Source organism: Marinomonas flavescens, from assembly GCF_004352835.1.
GTDB lineage: Bacteria > Pseudomonadota > Gammaproteobacteria > Pseudomonadales > Marinomonadaceae > Marinomonas > Marinomonas flavescens.
In genome coordinates this window covers 61,821-82,360 of record NZ_SJSB01000001.1, presented here as the reverse complement: position 1 = coordinate 82,360, position 20,540 = coordinate 61,821, and the positions used below count along the sequence as shown (strand labels likewise).

20 protein-coding genes and 1 riboswitch are annotated in these 20,540 nt (G+C 43.7%); of the genes, 8 read left to right on the top strand and 12 right to left on the bottom strand.

What is annotated here, in order from left to right:
* The 3 genes from cobM to E0D70_RS00370 all read right to left on the bottom strand — a co-directional run bounded on the left by cobM (nucleotide 1) and on the right by E0D70_RS00370 (nucleotide 2,077).
* On the bottom strand, nucleotides 1–780 hold the full coding sequence (gene cobM / locus E0D70_RS00380) for a precorrin-4 C(11)-methyltransferase (protein ID WP_133010284.1): 780 nt from the start codon (nucleotides 778–780) through the stop codon (nucleotides 1–3).
* A 25-nt stretch (nucleotides 781–805) separates the two neighbouring features.
* On the bottom strand, nucleotides 806–1,582 hold the full coding sequence (cobJ, locus tag E0D70_RS00375) for a precorrin-3B C(17)-methyltransferase (RefSeq protein WP_133010283.1): 777 nt from the start codon (nucleotides 1,580–1,582) through the stop codon (nucleotides 806–808).
* Nucleotides 1,583–1,717: 135 nt separating this feature from the next.
* The gene (locus tag E0D70_RS00370) at nucleotides 1,718–2,077 is read right to left on the bottom strand and encodes an MliC family protein (protein WP_133010282.1); all 360 of its coding nucleotides are present in this window, start codon (nucleotides 2,075–2,077) and stop codon (nucleotides 1,718–1,720) included.
* A 260-nt stretch (nucleotides 2,078–2,337) separates the two neighbouring features.
* A riboswitch (FMN riboswitch) is annotated at nucleotides 2,338–2,492 on the top strand.
* 122 nt (nucleotides 2,493–2,614) lie between these two features.
* Between E0D70_RS00370 and E0D70_RS00365 the strand changes: the two genes are divergently transcribed.
* Both E0D70_RS00365 and cfa read left to right on the top strand, forming a co-directional pair.
* The gene (locus tag E0D70_RS00365; RefSeq protein ID WP_133010281.1) at nucleotides 2,615–3,112 is read left to right on the top strand and encodes a 6,7-dimethyl-8-ribityllumazine synthase; all 498 of its coding nucleotides are present in this window, start codon (nucleotides 2,615–2,617) and stop codon (nucleotides 3,110–3,112) included.
* 427 nt (nucleotides 3,113–3,539) lie between these two features.
* Nucleotides 3,540–4,757, top strand: coding sequence for a cyclopropane fatty acyl phospholipid synthase (cfa, locus tag E0D70_RS00360; RefSeq protein WP_133010280.1), 1,218 nt, complete (start codon nucleotides 3,540–3,542; stop codon nucleotides 4,755–4,757).
* A gap of 96 nt (nucleotides 4,758–4,853) precedes the next feature.
* Here the strand turns inward: cfa and E0D70_RS00355 are convergent, their stop codons facing one another.
* Nucleotides 4,854–6,098, bottom strand: a complete 1,245-nt coding sequence (locus E0D70_RS00355) for a leucine-rich repeat-containing protein kinase family protein (protein WP_133010279.1) — start codon at nucleotides 6,096–6,098, stop codon at nucleotides 4,854–4,856.
* A gap of 90 nt (nucleotides 6,099–6,188) precedes the next feature.
* Entirely contained in the window at nucleotides 6,189–8,357 is a 2,169-nt protein-coding gene (locus E0D70_RS00350) for a malate synthase G (protein WP_133010278.1), read from the bottom strand.
* 537 nt (nucleotides 8,358–8,894) lie between these two features.
* Between E0D70_RS00350 and pstS the strand changes: the two genes are divergently transcribed.
* Genes pstS through pstB form a run of 4 tightly spaced genes read left to right on the top strand, consistent with a single transcriptional unit; the run spans nucleotide 8,895 to nucleotide 12,635 of the window.
* Nucleotides 8,895–9,938 (top strand): phosphate ABC transporter substrate-binding protein PstS, encoded by a 1,044-nt coding sequence (pstS, locus tag E0D70_RS00345; RefSeq protein ID WP_133010277.1) that lies wholly within the window; start codon nucleotides 8,895–8,897, stop codon nucleotides 9,936–9,938.
* Nucleotides 9,939–9,942: 4 nt separating this feature from the next.
* Complete coding sequence (gene pstC, locus E0D70_RS00340) at nucleotides 9,943–10,947, top strand: phosphate ABC transporter permease subunit PstC (protein ID WP_240536914.1); 1,005 nt, start codon at nucleotides 9,943–9,945, stop codon at nucleotides 10,945–10,947.
* A gap of 9 nt (nucleotides 10,948–10,956) precedes the next feature.
* Nucleotides 10,957–11,802 carry a phosphate ABC transporter permease PstA gene (pstA, locus tag E0D70_RS00335; protein ID WP_207923165.1) on the top strand — a complete coding sequence of 282 codons (846 nt, stop codon included), beginning with the start codon at nucleotides 10,957–10,959 and terminating at the stop codon, nucleotides 11,800–11,802.
* 14 nt (nucleotides 11,803–11,816) lie between these two features.
* Nucleotides 11,817–12,635 (top strand): phosphate ABC transporter ATP-binding protein PstB, encoded by an 819-nt coding sequence (gene pstB / locus E0D70_RS00330; protein WP_207923164.1) that lies wholly within the window; start codon nucleotides 11,817–11,819, stop codon nucleotides 12,633–12,635.
* Between the two features lie 151 nt (nucleotides 12,636–12,786).
* Here pstB and E0D70_RS00325 read toward each other — a convergent pair whose 3' ends face one another.
* A complete protein-coding gene (locus E0D70_RS00325; protein WP_133010276.1) occupies nucleotides 12,787–13,122 on the bottom strand; it encodes a DUF1294 domain-containing protein in 336 nt (111 codons plus the stop codon).
* Nucleotides 13,123–13,332: 210 nt separating this feature from the next.
* Here E0D70_RS00325 and E0D70_RS00320 point away from each other — a divergent pair, with 210 nt between their 5' ends.
* Nucleotides 13,333–13,866 carry a glutathione peroxidase gene (locus E0D70_RS00320; RefSeq protein ID WP_133010275.1) on the top strand — a complete coding sequence of 178 codons (534 nt, stop codon included), beginning with the start codon at nucleotides 13,333–13,335 and terminating at the stop codon, nucleotides 13,864–13,866.
* Nucleotides 13,867–13,980: 114 nt separating this feature from the next.
* Here the strand turns inward: E0D70_RS00320 and E0D70_RS00315 are convergent, their stop codons facing one another.
* The 6 genes from E0D70_RS00315 to E0D70_RS00290 all read right to left on the bottom strand — a co-directional run bounded on the left by E0D70_RS00315 (nucleotide 13,981) and on the right by E0D70_RS00290 (nucleotide 18,956).
* Entirely contained in the window at nucleotides 13,981–15,087 is a 1,107-nt protein-coding gene (locus E0D70_RS00315) for a FecCD family ABC transporter permease (RefSeq protein ID WP_133010274.1), read from the bottom strand.
* Complete coding sequence (locus E0D70_RS00310) at nucleotides 15,084–16,070, bottom strand: ABC transporter substrate-binding protein (RefSeq protein WP_207923163.1); 987 nt, start codon at nucleotides 16,068–16,070, stop codon at nucleotides 15,084–15,086. The genes E0D70_RS00315 and E0D70_RS00310 overlap by 4 nt, the downstream gene beginning before the upstream one ends.
* Nucleotides 16,071–16,074: 4 nt before the next feature.
* Entirely contained in the window at nucleotides 16,075–16,896 is an 822-nt protein-coding gene (locus E0D70_RS00305; RefSeq protein WP_240536912.1) for an ABC transporter ATP-binding protein, read from the bottom strand.
* Between the two features lie 174 nt (nucleotides 16,897–17,070).
* The gene (locus E0D70_RS00300; RefSeq protein ID WP_133010272.1) at nucleotides 17,071–17,820 is read right to left on the bottom strand and encodes an NUDIX hydrolase; all 750 of its coding nucleotides are present in this window, start codon (nucleotides 17,818–17,820) and stop codon (nucleotides 17,071–17,073) included.
* Between the two features lie 248 nt (nucleotides 17,821–18,068).
* Nucleotides 18,069–18,479 carry a GFA family protein gene (locus E0D70_RS00295; protein ID WP_133010271.1) on the bottom strand — a complete coding sequence of 137 codons (411 nt, stop codon included), beginning with the start codon at nucleotides 18,477–18,479 and terminating at the stop codon, nucleotides 18,069–18,071.
* An 87-nt stretch (nucleotides 18,480–18,566) separates the two neighbouring features.
* Nucleotides 18,567–18,956, bottom strand: a complete 390-nt coding sequence (locus tag E0D70_RS00290; protein ID WP_133010270.1) for an MmcQ/YjbR family DNA-binding protein — start codon at nucleotides 18,954–18,956, stop codon at nucleotides 18,567–18,569.
* A 203-nt stretch (nucleotides 18,957–19,159) separates the two neighbouring features.
* On the opposite strand from E0D70_RS00290, the gene purB reads away from it, so the two are divergent.
* Complete coding sequence (purB, locus tag E0D70_RS00285; RefSeq protein ID WP_133010269.1) at nucleotides 19,160–20,530, top strand: adenylosuccinate lyase; 1,371 nt, start codon at nucleotides 19,160–19,162, stop codon at nucleotides 20,528–20,530.
* Nucleotides 20,531–20,540 lie beyond the last annotated feature (10 nt).

Below are 20,540 nucleotides of genomic sequence, written 5' to 3'. Positions count from 1 at the left end.
TTATTTTTTGTCGTCTTTTTGACGATGGATTTTTCGGAATATGTGGGCCTGACTTTTATCGTAAAGATAAGAATCAGCAAAGTCGTCAGTGTCTAACACTCGACCCACTAAAATAAGGCTGGTTCGAGTAAACTTTTTTTCTCGCACTTTAGCAACAATATCCGCTAGCGTACCAACCACATAATCTTGGTCAGGCCAGCTGGTTCGATAGCACACCGCCACTGGGCAATCGGCGCCATAATGCGGAATTAACTCATCAACGATTTTGTGAATGCGTGTCACCCCAAGGTGAATCGCAAGCGTCGCACCACTTTGCGCCAAGGCAGGCAAACGCTCTCTTTCAGGGAAAGGGGTTTTACCTTCGTAACGCGTCATGATGACAGTTTGTGATACGCCAGACAGAGTTAACTCTTTTTTCAGCATGGCCGCCGATGCCGCCACCGCACTCACGCCCGGAATCACTTCATAATCAATCTCTAAGACTTCAAGACGACGAATTTGTTCACCAATGGCACCGTATAAAGCGGGATCACCACACTGTAAACGCGCTACGTCTTTGCCTTCTTTTGCGGCTTTTTCAATGACGGCAGTGGTTTCATCTAAATTCATTTCGGCGGTGTCGTAAATCGCTTCGGCGCTGTCACGCACACTGTCGATAACTTGCGTAGGAATCAAAGAGCCCGCATACAAAACGACAGGACAGCGCTCCATGGTTTTGACGGCCTTGATCGTCATCAAATCTGGATCGCCCGGGCCTGCGCCAATAAAGTAAACCGTCATCTCACTTCCTTAAATATAATCAACATTACAGCTTTTTAGAATAGCCGCGCGGGGTGTAAATCCACTGTTTTTCGCCATTCACTATGTGTTTAGTGTCTGAGTTACCCACGCTCACCATAGTAAACATGTCTACGTCTTTGGCGTCTAATTCACCGAGCGTAGTAAAGGTAATCTCTTCTTCTGGGCGAGTTAGCTGACGACCAATCATCACTGGCGTGCTGGCAGGGCGATATTGAAGCAACACATCACGGGCGTGATTCAATTGCCAATCGCGTTTCTTCGACACAGGATTATAAAAGGAGACGACAAAGTCCCCTGCGCCACAAGCATGTAGACGCTTGTCGATGGTTTCCCACGGGGTTAATAAATCAGAAAGAGAAATAGTACAGAAATCATGACCCAGCATGGCGCCCACTCGGCTCGCCCCCGCTTGCATCGCAGAGATGCCCGGAATCACTTCAATTTCAACATCCAACCACTCTGGGTGGTTTTCTTTGCCTTGCAGCTGCAAGTCCAGCAGCTCAAACACCAAGGTCGCCATGGCATAAATACCAATGTCGCCACTGGAGATCAAGGCGGTACTCTTACCTTGGGCTGCTAAGGTTAGCGCCAAACGCGCACGGCCAATTTCTTCACCTAGCGGCAAGTTGTGAAAAGTTTTGCCTTCACTTAGCTCACCTAAAAGGTCTAAATAATAGCCGTAGGCAACCCAATCGCTGCAAGTTGCCAATGCTTTGGTCGCGTTCGGTGCAACCAATCCTAAATCACCTGGGCCCATGCCCATTACAAATAGCTTGCTCATTACATCTCTTAAAATAGTCGTGCGTTATCAATACGCGAATCGACCCATTGTACACGTGAAATCGACAAGACGAGATGAAAACAGGCAAGGTTAACGTGAGAGTTCTTCAGGTAAATAAGAGAAGTCAGCGTCGAATTAAGACTCGACGCGAATAAGCTGGCATTTGATCTGAGAAAGGTCATCAATTTCAAGACCCGCTTGTTTTCCTTTGATCCAAAAAGAAATGTCTTCGCCAAGATAATGCGACCCAGAGGCGCTAATAGCTTGAGTTAAGTTATACGTTTTTTGTTTCCAGATGATTTGTGCTTCTTCCCCATGAAACATGACTTTTAAAGGCATGCCAGTACACAAGTAATCAGCCACATCGGTTTGACTGTCTTCCTGACTAAAGGTTTGATCCGTCGATTGGCTTGTATCAATGCTACTACATGCCGTTAGTCCCAACAGCGCTAACCCGGTAAAAAAACAATACATCGACTTTTTATTTATAATCATATTAGAGACTCCTTTCACAAACACTCCTCTCACAAACTGCAATAAAGCTGATCAAAAAAGTGGATGACTCGCATTCGGTAAACACGATGTCATAAGGTAAAAATGTTGGTCCGGCTATTCTCGCTCTTTAAAAGAAGAAAAAAAAGCGCTTTTACGCTCACCAAGATGACAATAAAAGTGGATCTCTTTACAAAACGTACCTGCATCCTTTGACAGAACTCGTTAAAAAAAAGTATATTGCACCCATCGAAACTATTCGATTTCGTTCTCGGGGCGGGGTGAAACTCCCCACCGGCGGTAAGGAATTTTATTCTAAGCCCGCGAGCGCTCATTCTTCTATCAAAGAAGCATGAGGTCAGCAGATCTGGTGTGACTCCAGAGCCGACGGTTACAGTCCGGATGATAGAGAGCGCGTCAGACAATACCTCAAGCGAGATACCATTTGTGTATGTTCGCCTTTTGTAAAATATTTCATCCTAGATGAAGTATTCGCCTGTCCGTTCGCCCTGATTCACATTTTTTTTAGGATTTTTAAAAATGAATCAGAGCTCAACAACGAATGTTACTGACTTTAACCCAGCAGACCAACGCATTGCATTTATCCATGCTTCTTGGCACACCAATATTGTTTTGAATTGTTTAGAAGGCTTCAAAACCGAATTGGCTACTCGCGGTTATGACCTGAACAAAATAGATATTTTTCCTGTTCCAGGGGCTTACGAAATACCACTACAAGCCAAGTTACTGGCTAAAAGCGGTCAATACGCTGCGATTGCGGGTAGCGCATTAGTCGTTGATGGCGGTATTTATCGTCACGACTTCGTTGCTCAAACAGTCTGTAATGCCTTGATGCAAGTTCAATTGGAAACGGAAGTACCTGTTTTAACAGCGGTATTAACACCACACAATTTCCACGAACACGATGAGCATTCTAACTACTATAGCCGCCACTTTGTTAAGAAAGGCGTCGAGTTAGCAATTGCTTGTGATATGACGGTTCAGCTAACAACAAAAACTAAGCGTCACCTTTATTAGGGGTCGTTTTTACGACGCTTACTAAACTTTGCAGCAGCTCAATATCACTGTTGTCAGGTGTAAAGTAAAAAAGAAATACATCAAAAACGGTTCGTTTATATTCATAAGCGAACCGTTTTTTTGTGTTAAAACCTTCGGATACGACCATAAAACGCCAAAAACTGTTCATATTTCATACGATTTATGCAATTAAAAAGGATTCACATTCCTTTGAAACTCTTCTTTTTTATTAAACTTAGGGCCAATTTCACTAATTTTAATAACATTTCTATGATTTTTCTTGCAAAACAAACCATTAGATAAAATCACTTAAAAGTCTTGCTGATCTTCCTGCTCTGGGCTTTGCTTTTCAAAAGAGTAATATTTGAAAAGATTATTTCTACTCTATTCAAAAAGACAGATGCTCAACATGATAAGGAGATAATAGATGGGCGTAACAACAAAACAACTCAACGACCACAATACAACCTCATCTCAAAATGACAGCACTTTGCAAGATATAAACTATTCAGATCAACAAAACGCGACCTCTGCGGTTGAGCGCTGGATAGGGACACAACTTGCTAACGCAGGCATCACTATTAATGGCTCCAATCCATGGGATCCTCAGGTGCATAATCCTGCCCTATGGGACAGAATTCTTAGTAAAGGTTCTCTAGGTTTAGGGGAAGCTTATGTCGATGGCTGGTGGGACTGTGAGCAAGTTGATGAATTCATTTCTCGTATTATTAGCGCTCGTTTAGATGAAAAAATGACCGGGCGATGGGTCATATTTAGACATTGGATTTTAGCTAAATTTATTAATCGCCAGTCAGAAAAACGAGCTTACCAAGTGGGTGAGCAACATTACGATGCTGGCAACGATCTCTATCAAGCGATGCTTGACCCTACCATGGCTTACTCTTGTGGTTACTGGCATAAAGCCAAAAACTTACACGAAGCTCAACTGAATAAATTGCGGTTAATCTGTGAAAAGGCCGACCTCAAAAAAGGGGAATCCGTATTAGAAATAGGCTGTGGCTGGGGAAGTTTTGCAGAACTTGCCGCCAAAGAATACGGTGTGAGTGTCACTGGTATTACTATTTCCAAAGAACAAAAGATACTCGCAGACGAACGTTGCAAAGGCTTACCTGTCGATATAGCACTACAAGACTATCGAAGTTTAGAAGGCCAATACGACAAACTGGTTTCGATTGGTATGTTTGAACATGTCGGCCCTAAGAACTACGACACTTATATGAAAACAGCTCATCGTTTAATGAAAGATGACGGCACTTTTGTGCTTCACACCATAGGTAATGATCAAACCACGACAGGAACCGACCCTTGGATCGATAAATACATCTTCCGCAACGGCGTTATTCCTTCGCTTACTCAAATAAGTAAGGCGGTAGAACCTTATTTTGTGATCGAAGATGTTCATAACTTTGGGCCTGATTACGCGACCACATTAATGGCGTGGTGTGAAAACTTTGAAGCGGCATGGCCTGAATTAAAAGACCAGTATAATGAGCGCTTTTATCGAATGTGGGTTTATTACCTGAAAACCTGTGCTGGCGCTTTTCGAAGCCGCTCATTACAACTTTACCAAGTGGTCTTAAGAAAACGTCTCGATAGACTGCCACGCTATCAAAGCATTCGTTAATCGTCTTTTTAAAACAATGATCTAATAAGTAGAAGCAGAAAAGCCGTGACCCTTTATGACTCACGGCTTTCTTATCTTTAGCTGATAAAAACGCTGCTATGTAAGCGCTACCTTGCTCTGCAATGCTTTATATAAGTCACTGTCTTTATCCTCTTCAATACACAAACTAAGCATATCGTCGATGAAAAAACGCATGGCGCGATCTTCTATCATTTGAATACCGTGTTTTTGCTCAGCGGATAAATTATGGTATTTCGATGCTGCGCCAAAATCACCAAATAAAATATGCCCCTCAGGATTAATCAATATATTGTGGGCGTATAAGTCTCCATGACAAATATCTTTGTCGATGAAGTGCTGTAGCACGGCGTCCATTTGCGCCACGATAAAGCCAATCTGCTGAATGGAAAAAGCCTGACCTTGGGTAAAAGTATCTCGTGTGCAACTCACTAAGCTTGGCGGTTGACCAAGGTTATAATAATGCTCAGGAATCAGTGCCATCAACAATGCCGAGCACTCTGGCTCTGAAATTTTAGCCAACGGCTTAACAATATTGTCATGCACACCAATCGATAAACAGGCATCCAACTCATCCTCTGGGTAACCGTCACTGGTGACCTCACCTTTAAATACTTTTACCGCGATAGTGTCAGGGAACGAAAAACGATTATCTTGCCATGTGGCTTTTGAAATGACGCCAGACGCCCCCTGCCCTAGTACTTGATGCAGTATTACGTCATTCGCGGACACCGTTTTAAACTCGCTATGAAGATCACGACTTGCACAAAAAGGGTTACCTGAAAACGCTAACCACGCCAATTTAGGCAAAGCGAACAAGACATCTGGAAACGTCGTTAGCATATTGGCTGACAAGCGAATCAACTCTAGATTCTGACAATGCTTAATGGATTGAGGAATCTCCCGTAATTGGTTCCCTGCCAAAGCAAGCTTTTGCAAACGCGGTAACTCACCTATTTCATCCGGCAAGGTGTCAATTTGGTTATCCGTTAAGATCAACCAGCGGGTAATTCGAGGTAAGGATGCGCCTGACACCGTGCGAATCTGATTGCTTTTAAAGCCTATCATTTCGAGCTTAGAGCAAGTTCCAAGCACTTCAGGCAGCTCAGTAAACTGGTTATTAGAACAAAATAGAATTTTAAGGTTGCTCAACCTTGCCAGATCATCAGGCAAGCTGGTGAGCGCATTATTCGACAAGTCGAGAATTTCTAAGCTGTCCGCCAAGGAATAAATAGCCTCAGGAAATTCACTGAGATTTTCTGCCAATTGAAGGCGCTTTACGCCACTTAATTCACCGTTATTCAGTTGTTGTAGAGTCTGCAAAACCATCAATCCAAAATAAAATTGACCTTATTATAACGACAAAAAAGCCGAGCGACAGGCCCGGCTTTAATAACACAGAAGACGCCTTGGTTATTCGGCTTTTTTCGCAATGCGATAGGCGTGCAACAACGGCTCGGTATAGCCTGATGGCTGTTCCTTGCCTTTAAAAACAAGATCGCATGCGGCACTAAACGCAATACCATCGTAACTTGGCGCCATGGATTGATACGCAGGGTCATCGGCATTTTGCTTATCCACAATCGCCGCCATACGTTTTAGCGCTTCCATCACCTGCGCTTCGTTGCACACGCCGTGCTCTAGCCAGTTTGCAAGATGCTGAGACGAAATACGTAATGTCGCTCTGTCTTCCATTAAGCCTACATTATTAATGTCTGGCACTTTAGAACAACCTACCCCTTGATCAATCCAGCGCACAACATAGCCTAAGATACCTTGGGCGTTGTTATCCAGCTCAAATTTGATTTGCTCCGCCGTCAGTGCGCTAGGATCATCCATTAAAGGAATATGCAAAATATCATCTAAGCTGGCTCGTTGACGTGTGGCCAAGATTTGTTGGCGAGCGCGTACATTCACCGTGTGATAATGGGTGCTGTGCAGTGTGGCCCCATTGGGCGATGGTACCCAAGCGGTGTTCGCCCCTGACATGGGATGCGCTATTTTTTGCTCTAGCATCGCCGCCATTTCATCTGGCATGGCCCACATGCCTTTACCAATTTGCGCTTTACCGGGCAATCCGCATTCGATGCCAATATCGACGTTCCAATCTTCGTAGGCTTGAATCCAAGGCTGTTGCTTCATGATGGATTTTGGCACAAACGCCCCAGCCATCATGGAGGTGTGAATTTCATCACCGGTGCGATCAAGGAAACCGGTATTAATAAACACCACTCGCTCACTGGCAGCACGAATGCATTCTTTTAAATTCACTGTGGTACGGCGCTCTTCGTCCATGATGCCAATTTTTAAGGTATTGCGTTTGAGTTGTAGGACTTCTTCAATACGAGCAAATAATTCAACCGCAAAAGCCACTTCTTCAGGACCATGCATTTTAGGTTTGACGATATTAACGCTGCCCGCACGGCTATTTTTGCGTGTTGTGGTGCTGTTCAAGTCATGCATTGCGGCATAAGCACAGATAAATCCGTCCATAATGCCTTCAGGCACTTGATTGCCTTCTCGATCAATAATCGCCGAGTTCGTCATTAAATGACCAACGTTGCGAATAAATAACAAACTGCGACCCGGCAAGGTCAATGACCCGCCAGAGGGCGTGAGATAGGTGCGATCTGGGTTCATAACCCGGGTCACCGTATGACCACCTTTTTCAAACTGATCCTGCAAAGAGCCGTTCATCAGGCCAAGCCAATTTCGGTACACTTCAATTTTGTCTTCTGCGTCCACCGCCGCGATGGAGTCTTCACAATCCATGATGGTGGTAATCGCCGCTTCAACCAGTAAATCCTTCACACCGGCTTTATCGGTTTTGCCGACAAGCGACGCTGGGGCGATCTGAATCTCAATGTGCAGGCCGTTGTTTTTTAATAGAATGGCTGTTGGCGTTAACGCGGCGCCATTAAAGCCCACGCATTTTTCCGCTTCTGCTAAGCCCACTTGTTCGCCAGATACCAGAGTCACCAGCAGTTCAGCATTGTCTATTTGATACGCCGTTGCATCACGATGAGAGCCATGAGCCAAGGGTGCCGCTTGGTCTAATAACTGACGACCGAAAGCGATGACCTTGTCGCCACGAATGGGATTATAACTACTGGTTTTTTCCGCACCGTCGACTTCTGGAATCGCATCCGTGCCGTACAAGGCATCATAAAGACTTCCCCAACGAGCGTTAGCGGCATTTAAGGCAAAGCGCGCATTTTTCAGCGGCACCACCAGCTGTGGCCCCGCTTGCTCAGCGATTTCTTCGTCTACATTCTGGGTGGTGATTTTAAAAGCAGGCCCTTCTGGCAACAGATAGCCGATTTCTTTTAAAAAGGCTTTATAGTCATTGGCGTCGTGAGGTTGCGCCTTGTGCGCTAGATGCCATTCGTCGATCTGAGTTTGTAAGACATCTCGTTTTGCCAGCAACGCTTTGTTTTTCGGAGCAAGGTCCTGCAAGGTTGCTTCGAAACCATTCCAAAAGACCGTCGGGTCAATACCGGTACCCGGTGCTATTTCTTCATTCACCAAACGCCATAGCCCTTCCGCTATCGACAAACCGCCTTGCTGGATTCGTGTTGTCATGACCCTTTCCTTATTCTTTCGGCACAAAAATGAATTATTTTTATCAGTTTATATCATTTTGAAACACTTGTAACGGCAAGAGAAAATTACTCTTTATATTGCCGCTCTCTCATCATTGAAAATCAAATTAGTGACTTAATATACGACAAAAAACTCAGCCTAGCTTAGCGTCTAGCTGATTAAGCCATTACGAATATGACATTTTTTACGCAATTCAGTAATAAAAATAATTCATAAAGAACACAAAGATAAAATGAAAATTATATAGCAATATCAACAGGTTAAATTAAACTCTCTTTATAAGAACGAATAAATAGCATGGCAGAGAGGCATAAAAATACTAAAAAAATACGGCTATTTAAGCTTTAGTAACGAAACTGTCACAAAGTTTGTTCAATATGTCTCCCCAGACAACGGTGATCAGAAACCATTTATTGTCTAGCACATAAAAATGAGAAGAGATGAACGGCAAAGATTGTCCGTAATCTCAGTTTAAAGAATGATAATTCACACTGAACATTAAAAGGATACACTCTCATGAAACGCATTTTTGCAAGCTTGGCAGTTTGCGCTGCAATCACAGCAACATCAGCTTTCGCTGCCGATCACATCACTGGTGCTGGTGCAACATTCCCATACCCTGTTTATTCTAAGTGGGCACAATCTTACAACAAAGAAACTGGCGCTCAGCTTAACTACCAAGCAATTGGTTCTGGCGGCGGTATCAAGCAAATCACAGCAAAAACCGTTGACTTCGGTGCTTCTGATAAGCCGTTAAAGGCAAGCGTTCTTGAAGAAAAAGGCATGATGCAGTTCCCTACAGTAATGGGCGGCATCGTTCCAATCATTAACGTGAAAGGAATCAAACCTGGCGAATTGGTACTTGATGGCAAGACAATCGCTAATATCTTCCTAGGTAAAATCACTAAGTGGAATGATGCAGAAATCAAAGCATTGAACCCAAGCGTTAACTTACCTGATAACAAAATTTCGGTTGTTCACCGTGCAGACGGTTCTGGTACTACCTTCAACTTCACTTACTATTTAGCAGATATTTCTCCTGAATGGAAAAAAGATGTAGGTGTTGATGCTTCCGTTCAGTGGCCAGTTGGTACAGGCGGTAAAGGTAACCAAGGTGTTGCTAACTACGTATCTCAATTGAAAAACTCAATTGGTTATGTTGAATATGCATACGCTTTGCAAAACAACCTAACTTACTCAAAAATGAAAAACAAAGAAGGCAATACTGTATCGCCTACGATGGAAACTTTCCAAGCCGCCGCTGCTGGTGCTGACTGGAAACACGCTAAAGGCTTTTACCTAATCTTGGCTAACCAGCCTGGTGCGAAAAGTTGGCCGATGACTGCTGCGACCTTCATTCTTCTTCATAAGAAAGTGGAAGATCCAAAAGCAACCAAAGCCGTACTTAAGTTCTTTGATTGGGCATACACAAATGGCGACAAAGCCGCTGAAGATCTTCACTATGTTCCATTCCCAGCGAATGTAAAAGCGCTTATCCATGACGCTTGGGCAAAAGATCTGAAAACGACTGACGGCAAATCCGTATACATGGGCTCTTAAGCTAATGACTAAACCCAACATGACTCTCGTCGACAATACTAAAACGAAAGCTCATGAAGAGGCCGCTGGATCATTCCAGCGGTCTCCTCGCTTCATGAATGGCGAAGGCTTCAACAGCACATTCAAATGGCTTTCAATTTGTTCTGCTATGTTTATCCTTGTTATCTTAGGCGGCTTCTTTGTCTCTTTAACAATGGGTGCATGGCCTGCTATCAGCAAGTTTGGTCTTTCCTTTATTTGGACATCAACTTGGAACCCAGTTACTGAGCAGTTCGGCGCACTACCAGCCATTGCGGGCACACTGATTACCTCTGGTATTGCGATTGTTTTAGCGGTTCCTTTAGCATTTGCCATTGCCATTTACATTACTCAATTAGCACCTAGATGGTTACGTCACCCTTTAGGCATTGCGATTGAATTACTGGCTGCTATTCCGAGTATTATTTATGGCATGTGGGGGCTTTTCTTCTTCGCTCCAGTATTTGCAGAGTATGTGCAAGAACCAGTGATTAATGCCTTTGAAAACGTACCTTTTCTTTCTTCTATCTTTGCAGGTCCTGCGATCGGCATTGGTATGGCAACAGCGGGCATTGTATTGGCTATTATGATCTTGCCTTTCATCGCTGCGGTTATGCGAGATGTGATTGATACGGTTCCTAAACGCTTAAAAGAAAGTGGTTATGCCGTTGGGGCAACCGACTGGGAAGTGACTCGCGCCATTATCATTCCCCATTGTAAAACAGCGATGACAGGTGCCATATTTTTAGGCCTAGGTCGCGCTCTTGGTGAAACCATGGCCGTTACCTTTATTGTTGGTAACGCAAACCGTATTACCGGTGCCATTTTTGCTCCAGGTAACACCATTGCATCTACCATTGCGAATGAGTTTCAAGAGGCTTATACAGAAATACATTCATCCTCTCTTATTGCGCTTGGCTTATTGTTATTCATTATTACCTTCATCGTACTCGCCATTGCGCGGTTGATGCTTAACCGAATTTCATCATAGGAGTTGTCTGTGAACGCTGTCGTTAAACGTCGCCAATTTGCCAACATTATTGCTCGAATGCTGATCGTTGCGGCAACGCTACTGGTACTCGCTTTTCTGGTATGGATTTGTTCGGTGCTACTTTATCAAGGTTTTTCCGCATTCAAACCAAGCTTATTCACCGAAATGACGCCACCGCCTGGTGAGTCTGGTGGTTTGGCGAATGCCATTATGGGTAGTTTTTTATTGGTGGCTGCCGCTATGCTGGTAGCGACACCGGTCGGATTACTCGCGGGAACTTACCTAAACGAATACGGAAAAGGAACATTACTGGCAACCATCGTTCGCTTTGTAAATGATGTTTTGTTAGCTAAACCTTCTATTCTTGCGGGCCTTTTTATCTATGAGATTTTGGTCGCTCCAATGGGTGGTTTTTCTGGTTGGGCCGGCTCTGCCGCATTGGCCATTATTGCCATTCCGGTTGTTGTTCGTACCACCGAAGATATGTTGAATCTGGTACCAAACAGTATGCGTGAAGCGGCTTATGCACTGGGTGCAAGCCGTTCAAAAGTTATTCTTAGCGTTAGCTATCGAGCCGCTCGTGTCGGTATGACAACGGGGATTTTATTGTCTGTTGCTCGTATCGCTGGTGAAACAGCACCGCTATTGTTTACCGCGTTGAACAACCAATTCTGGTCAACTGATATGTCTTCGTCGATGGCCAACTTGCCAGTGATGATATTCCAGTTTGCGATGAATCCTTATCCGGATTGGCAAGCCCTTGCTTGGGCAGGTGCACTATTAATCACCTTGACTATCCTTGTTCTCTCTATTATTTCGCGAGTAGTGTTACGCTCTGCGACTGCACAACACTAATTTTGGAAAAGCCAATGGAAATCGCCATGACGCCTTCAGAACTTTTAAATATTGAACCTAGCAAACCTGCGCTAGCTACTGAGATTGATATTTCGATCCGTGATTTGAACTTTTACTACGGTAATAATCACTCTCTAAAAAATATCAATCTTGAGATTGGCCGCAATGAGACAACCGCGATCATTGGACCATCTGGTTGTGGTAAATCAACATTGTTACGTGTTTTGAACCGTATCTATACTCTGTACCCAGGCCAAGAAGCAAAAGGTCAGGTCATCATTGATAATCAAAACATATTAGATCCGAAAATGAATGTCTCTGCATTGCGTGCTCGCGTTGGCATGGTATTTCAGTCACCGACACCATTTCCTATGTCCATCTATGACAATATCGCGTACGGCATTCGTCTTTATGAAAAACCGTCACGTCGTGAAATGGATGCTCGCGTTGAAAAGGCCTTGCGCAGCGCAGCCTTGTGGGACGAAGTAAAAGACAAGCTACATCAAAGTGGACAAAGTCTTTCTGGTGGTCAACAGCAACGTTTGTGTATCGCTCGAACCATAGCACTGGAACCACAAGTGTTATTGCTTGACGAACCTACCTCTGCACTTGACCCTGTATCCACCTCTAAAATAGAGGATTTATTGGATACTTTGCGCGACGAATACACCATTGTTATTGTCACGCACAATATGCAACAAGCCGCGCGGGTCTCCCAAAAAACCGTCTTTATGTATTTAGGCGAGATAGTGGAAGTGGCGGAAACAGACGAAATGTTTTTACGTCCGAAAAAAGAGCGCACTAAGAACTACATTACGGGTCGTTTCGGCTAGTAATCTGAGGATTAGAAATCCGCTAATGAAACAGTAGTGTAGAAACCGGCCTGATATTTTTCAGGCCGTTGTATTTTTACAATTATTTATCAGACGAGAACGTCATTGTTCATCAGACGAGAACGTCATTGTTCATCAGATATGAACGCCTCTACTTATATAGGCTGTTGAGCAACGCCTGAATATTGCTTATTCCTTGAACAAAACCTACCTGAACAAAGAAACACGCCAACATCAGCAATAAAATATTCGCCACACACGTCAGCCAAAATGCAATACGGAACGATTTTTTTATCGTTTTATGACGGAAATATTTTTGTGCCAATATCGCACCCGGCCAACCGCCTAATAATGCTAACCAATGAAGCGTTACTTCAGGCACCCGACGTCGACTCTTTTTAGCTGCGCGCTTGTCCCAACCATAAAACCCAAACGCCACAATGCTGAAAACAACATACAAACTCACTAGAAAAACAGGGTAAGACAAACAATCTCTCCTTAAGTTACAAGCTATTCATCCTGACAGCCCCCTAAATAACACTCTAAGCAGGACAAGCGAACTTATGCAATTGTTGCGCATTTATTTAATGTCTGAAGAGATATGCTAAAGCGAGAAGCAACAAAAAGATCCACTCATAATCTGTAGTGAGTGCATCTGCGTAGAACGAATCCATTTACATCAATATAAGAGGCTACCATGAGTAATCTATTAGATTTAACCGTTACCAACATCAAAGGCGAAGACGTATCTTTAACGGCTTATCAAGGGCAAACGGTGCTAATCGTTAATGTCGCATCCAAATGTGGATTAACGCCTCAATACGAAGGATTAGAAGCATTATACAAAAAATATCATTCTCAAGGCTTAGAGATTTTGGGCTTTCCTGCGAACGATTTTGCTGGACAAGAGCCTGGCAGTGATGAAGAAATCCAAGCGTTCTGCAGCCTTACTTACGACGTGACATTTCCAATGTTTAGTAAAATCGCAGTAACAGGCAAGGACAAGCATCCACTTTATAAAAGTTTAATTGAAGCGGCTCCTGTGACGCCAAATCGTGAAGCGATGGAAAAAATGTTGTCTGGGCACAATATTGAATCAACATTGGCGCCAGAAGTTGTATGGAATTTTGAGAAATTCCTAGTGACTAAAGAAGGCAATGTCGTGCGTTTTTCACCTGATGTAACACCTGAAAGCGATGATTTAGTCAGCGCTATTGAAGCAGATCTGTAAGCGCCCAAAGTATTTGAAAACGGGCCTTCTCGCTCGTTTTCATCCCCTTAATTTGTGTTTTTTCATTCCAATATTTCGGCTTAGTAAACTTAGCTTTTTCACTTCAGATTACAGTCACAGAGCAACACTTCGTCGCTTTCGCATTAAAAAAACAAATCCGATGCCCCCTACTAGCCCTGTCAAAATACCAATAGGCATATCTTGAGGCGGCATAATAATACGCGCCACTATATCTGCAACAACTAAGAAAATGGCACCAAGCAATGCCGACAATGGTAAAACCTTTCGATAATCTCCTCCCACCAGCAAACGCACAATATGAGGCACCATAAGACCAACAAAACCAATCACACCCGAAAATGCGACAGCGGCACCAGTCAATAAAGCACACACAATAATCACCACAATACGAAAACGCTCAACAGGAATACCCAAGGTACTCGCAGTTTCATCACCCAAGATCATTGCATTCAAATAGCGTGCTTTGTAAATAAGATACGCACTACCCAATAGTAAAGTGCCAATGGGAAACCATAATTGCCCCCATTGGGCCAAGCCTAGTCCGCCCAACATCCAAAAAATCACCGTATGGGAGGCACGATGGTCTCCCATAAAAATAAACAAGTTTCCTACGGATGTTAAAACAAAAGCGACCGCGACTCCGGCTAGAATCAATCGTCCCGCACTGTGTGCCGCTGCAAAATTTGCCACCGCCAGTACCAGAAACATCGCAAGCAATGCACCAAGAAAGGCAAACACAGGCACAGTAACAACACCTAACACCATACCAGTGTGCAATAACGCAATGATTGCACCTAACGCGGCGCCCGATGAGATACCCAGCAGATGTGGGTCTGCAAGCGGGTTACGTGTCACCGATTGTAATGACGCGCCAACCAACGCTAACGATGCACCTACGGTGGCCGCCAAAATAGTTCGCGGCAGTCGCACTTCCCATACAATATTTTCCCGCCCCATTGACCAATCGGGAATAAACCAAGTGGGGTGCAACCATACGAGTGAAAGCTTATGCGCGATAACACCCCATACCGTTGATTGCTGAATCGCAACAGAGCCCACTCCAATTGCCAACCCCATAAGACCGAGCAGAAGAAAAGCCAGCAAGAGAATCAAAAAAGGCAAAGGCACATAGGTGGCCAATAAAGTGGCACTTTTTGATGATTGATTTTCACTCAGTTCAGACGATGAATCTTTACTCATGAAGCGTCACGTCTAAAAGCGGTAGCAAGTCGTTTAATCGCCTCTATATTACGCGGCCCAGGAGTGGCTTCTACATATTGAAGCACCACAAAATGTTTGTTTTTTATCGCTGGTATCGATTTTAATGCCGGGTTATGTGTTAAAAATTCGATTTTCTGTTGTGCGGTTACGTCGCCATAATTCACAATAACAATAATATCGGGAGCTCGATCAATAACAGACTCCCAACCTATCTGGGTCCAACTTTTATTCACATCATCGGCCACATTGATACCACCCGCGGCTTCAATCAGTGCTGTTGGCATACCATAACGCCCCGCCGTGAAAGGTTCAGCTTCGCCTGAGTCATAGACAAATACTTTGGGAGGCTTTTTGAGTGGTGTCAGTTTTTCTTGAAAACTCACTAATTCTTTTTTATACCCTGCAACGAGCTTTGTCGCACGCGCTTCAACATTAAAAATGTTCCCTAAATTCAGCAAATCCTTGTATAGATCATTCATTGACACCTTAGGTTTATTCATAATATGAATACAACTTTCGGTTAATTCATACACCTTAATGCCCAATGGCGCCAACGTGGAAGGCGTTACCCCACCACCAACGCGCATGCCGTAATTCCAACCAGCAAAGTAAAAGTCTGCATTGGCACCCAACAACACTTCTTTGGTTGGGTATTTCGGGGATAACTCTGGCAATTGACCGATGCCTTTTCGCAATGTCGGATCCAGTGTTTTCCAACCCGAGACACCGGTATAACCGACCATATGATCTTGTAAATGAAGCGCCAACATCATTTCGGTCAAATTAACGTCATTAGATACAGCCGCTTGTGGCGCTTTATCAAACGTCACGGTTCTATTACAACTCTGTACTTGCACCGGATAGTGCGCAGCACTGGCGAAATCTGCTTGGGTAACACTGACAAACAAGCCCGCTGCTAATATCAAAGGTCGGCTTTTAAAGTGAGATATGTACGTCATCATATGGTTAATCATTAAGGTAAAAAGAAAATCGTGGGCGCTGTGTAATAGGATGTTCATCTATCACGGTCTCAACATCAAAAACGTGTTTAATTCGGCTAGAAGAAAAGACGTTCTCAGGCGTATCAAAGGCGTCTAATCGCCCTTCTTTAAGCACCATAACGCGATCGGCATAGGCTGAAGCCAACGCTAAATCATGAAGCGATACAATTACAGTACAAGGTAGTTTGGCAATAAGTGCAAGGACATCAAGCTGGTGGCGAATATCCAAATGATTCGTTGGTTCATCTAGGATCAAGACGTCGGGTTGTTGCACTAACGCCCGTGCAATTCTTACTCTCTGACGCTCACCGCCGGATAGTGAACTGAAATCGCGGTTCGCTAATGGCAATACATCTAACCAGTCTAATGCGCGTTCTACGGTTTGAATATCCTTATCTGAGCGCCCCCAAGACGATGTATTCGGTGTTAATCCGACTTCCACCATCTCAAACACGCTGAGCCCAAAATCTGCACCAGAATCCTGCAACACAGTGGCAATACGTTGAGCGCATTGTTTGGCTGACAGGCGCCAAACATCCTTACCGTCTAGTCGCACATAACCAGATGTGGGTTTATTTACCCGATATAAACAACGTAATAAGCTGGTTTTTCCTGACCCATTTGGGCCTACAATCGCAACAAACTCACCCGCTTTAATACTTATTTGAATAGGCTGAAGCACTACTCGTCCAGCCGTTGGAGACCAAGATACATTATCTAGCTCAATAGCGGCTGGGCGGCTTTTTAAAAAGTACGACACTGCTGCCGATTTATTTATATCAGACACTAAACAATCCAATTCGATGAGGGCCATGGCCTTCAGGCCATTCTACAATGGCAGAGACTATACGGGGCGTAGGAAGGAGGGACAAGTCATTCTGATTGTGATCTTTTCATTTTAACATGCAGCGTTTAGTACAATAGCCCAAAAGTAAGAATGCTCACTTTTTGTTGCTTAACATTAGGTCGCAAAAAAGACTTCATTCTGAGCATTGGACGCTAATGATGTATCTACTTGAATGCGCTGTAAGCCGGTACAATGTCTCAACTCTGCCACCATTTTTCGATTGAACGCATGAATATTCACATCTGCCAAATAGTCACTCACTGGCATCCATCTGGCTTCCGCCACTTCAGCGGTATCAGTAATCTCAATGGTTTCGTCAATCGGTACTAAACGGCAAACAATATAAAGATTGGATTTGTCAAATTGCACAGGGTGGCGTGCTCTGAGCCCTAATACAGCATCAAATCGAGTGGTTACACCAGTTTCTTCTAGCACTTCTCGAACAACGGCTTCTTCAATGCTTTCACCCTGTTCAAGATATCCACCCGGTAATTTATAACCGCGATAAGATGACCAATTATCGCGCATCACCAACAGCTCATCTTTATCATTGATAACGATCGCCCCAGTACCCAAAGTGTGAGTAGGCGAAAAAGGCGCATAACTGGTTTCTTCCATACGGCAAATCATTGTCAGCGTGTCTTCGCTGCAAGTATGAAATACAAAATTATGTGTTGCTAAAATAGGAATAATGTCTGTTTTGGTGCGTTCAACGGTAAGCCAAATAAGTTTGAAATCGCCTTTCTTGGCTTTTTCTAATAATGAAATCAATCCCTGCTCAAACTGAATTAAGGTATCAGGTAATTGATCAGGATCGATGATAATGCCACCAAAAATATCAGTTTGATGAGGCAGAATAGACAATAGAGTCACCCTTATTTAGCGAAATAAAAGATCATAACGCAACACGCTATGTGGATAAGTGGGAAAAATAAGGAATTGGCAGAGTGCATCTATTAAAAAAAGAGGCAAGCATGGTAAACATCACGCCTACTACAGCCTCAAAGGTCTCTTCATTACATCTATGGAGGGAACTTTAAGCATAGACGACCAAATCATTTTTGCCAGTTTTTTAAAGTAATCATCGAACTGACGCTATCACTTAGCGAGAATTAAGAGAGTGGCCGTTCATCATATTGAGGAATATCATCTGTGATACGATCCCATTCTGCTTTAGACGCGGCATAAATATGAAGCGCTGGGCGACCTTCAATTGGCGTATCAAGGGTACCAATACGTAATCGAAGCAATTCTGGCTGGCTAGGGCGACGGCTGTAAAGCGGGGATGCGCATCGAGTACAAAAAGTACGAAACACGCCAGGTGTCGATTCATATTCCCCTACTAATGACTCTCCTTCTAAAAAGACAAAGGCATCAGTTGGGATAGCGGCATTAGTCGCAAACGCGGTACCGTTTGCTTTACGACACTTTTGGCAATGGCACTGCATAATATCGCCTAGCTCACTGCGTACTTCATACTGGATGCCATGACACAAACAACTTCCTTTCAACACTGTACTCATAAAACCTCCAAGCGGGCCTAAGTCACTCAACTTTTTATCAGTATAAAAAGAGCAACAATACTAAAAAAACAACCTGATTTGAATAATCTACTTATTCAACGCATAAACAATCTGACTACCGTGACGAACTTCCAAACCTTCTCGATCTGATTTTTTGAGGCCTTTGACAACCAAACTATAAGAATTATCAATCATACGTTCAATTTCACCCATTGGTAGAGAGCCATCAAGAATGACAGTATTCCAATGTCGTTTATTCATATGATATCCCGCCGTGACGGCGCTAAAAATATCCCTTAACTGAACCGCTTCTTCAGGATCGCATTTTAAATTAAGCGCACTCTGCCCTTGCCTCACCATAAATAAAGCAAACATTTTCTTTTGCACTTTAAACACAATAGCGTCTGGTCCAAATGGATAATCTTCCAACGCTTCTGGTTTTTCTAATAAATATTGCTTTATTGCAGACTCAAGCATAGAACTTCTTAGTAAAAGCGGAGAATAGACAGTGTCTCCCATCCAATTAAAAGCATCAAGTCACTCATTTTACTTGGTGCTTGTTTCGTTCTACCAAGTTAATCATGACAAAACACCTTGAATCACCTTAGCGCAATGGCAGTACGTCCCACTTTTCCCTATAATAGCGGCTCCCTGAAAACCATGGTCGAGGCGTTATCTCAATGGAATTAACTAGCTTAAACGCAATTTCCCCAATAGACGGTCGTTACGGATCAAAAACCAATGTATTACGTCGCTCAGTAAGCGAGTATGGCTTGCTTCGTATGCGCGTCATTGTGGAAGTACGCTGGCTACAGGCTCTTGCCAAACACCCGCAAATTATTGAAGTACCCGCACTGAGTGATGAAGCAAGCGCGTTATTAGACCAATTGGCTGACAACTTCAGCGAAGCAGACGCTCAAGCGATCAAAGACATTGAGAAAACCACGAACCACGATGTCAAAGCGGTTGAATACTTCATCAAAAATCAAATGGCCAACAATGCTGAACTAGCGGCTATTTCTGAATTTGTTCATTTTGCTTGTACTTCTGAAGACATCAATAACTTGTCACACGCTTTGATGTTACGTGAAGCTCTGGAAGTAGGCATTACTCCAGAACTTAAAAACATAATCACAGCGATCCAAGATCTTGCCATTGAGCACGCTGAACAACCTATGTTGTCTCGTACTCATGGTCAAACCGCGTCTCCGTCTACTGTTGGTAAAGAAATGGCCAACGTAGCAGCACGCCTTAGTCGCCAGCTTAAGCAAATTGAAAACGTTGAATTTTTAGGCAAAATCAACGGCGCTGTAGGTAACTACAACGCTCACTTTTCTGCTTACCCAGATGTCGATTGGCAAGCTCACGCAGAAGCTTTTGTGACTTCTTTAGGCTTATCTTGGAACCCTTATACAACACAAATTGAACCGCATGATTACATCGCTGAATTGTTCGATGCTATTTGCCGTTTCAACACCATCTTGCTCGACTTTGATCGTGATGTGTGGGGCTACATCTCAATGGGCTTCTTCAAGCAAAAAACCATTGCTGGCGAAATCGGCTCATCAACTATGCCGCATAAAGTTAACCCAATTGACTTCGAAAACTCCGAAGGTAACTTGGGCATTGCGAATGCCATCATGGGACATCTAAGCGCTAAATTGCCGATCTCTCGCTGGCAGCGTGATCTAACAGACTCTACTGTGTTGCGTAACCTAGGTGTTGGTCTAGCGCATAGCTTGATCGCTTACCAATCAACGCTTAAAGGCATCAGTAAATTGGAAATCAATGCACCGCGCCTTGACGCGGATCTAAACAATGCATGGGAAGTATTGGCTGAGCCAATTCAAACTGTTATGCGTCGTTACGGCATCGAATCTCCTTACGAGAAACTAAAAGAACTAACGCGCGGCCGTACTATTGATCAAGCAACGATCGAAGCCTTTGTAGACACGCTGGAAATGCCAGAAGACGCTAAAGTGGAGCTTAAAAAGCTAACACCTGCGACTTACATCGGTAATGCGGTTGCACAAGCAAAAGCCATTCGTTAATCACTAACTT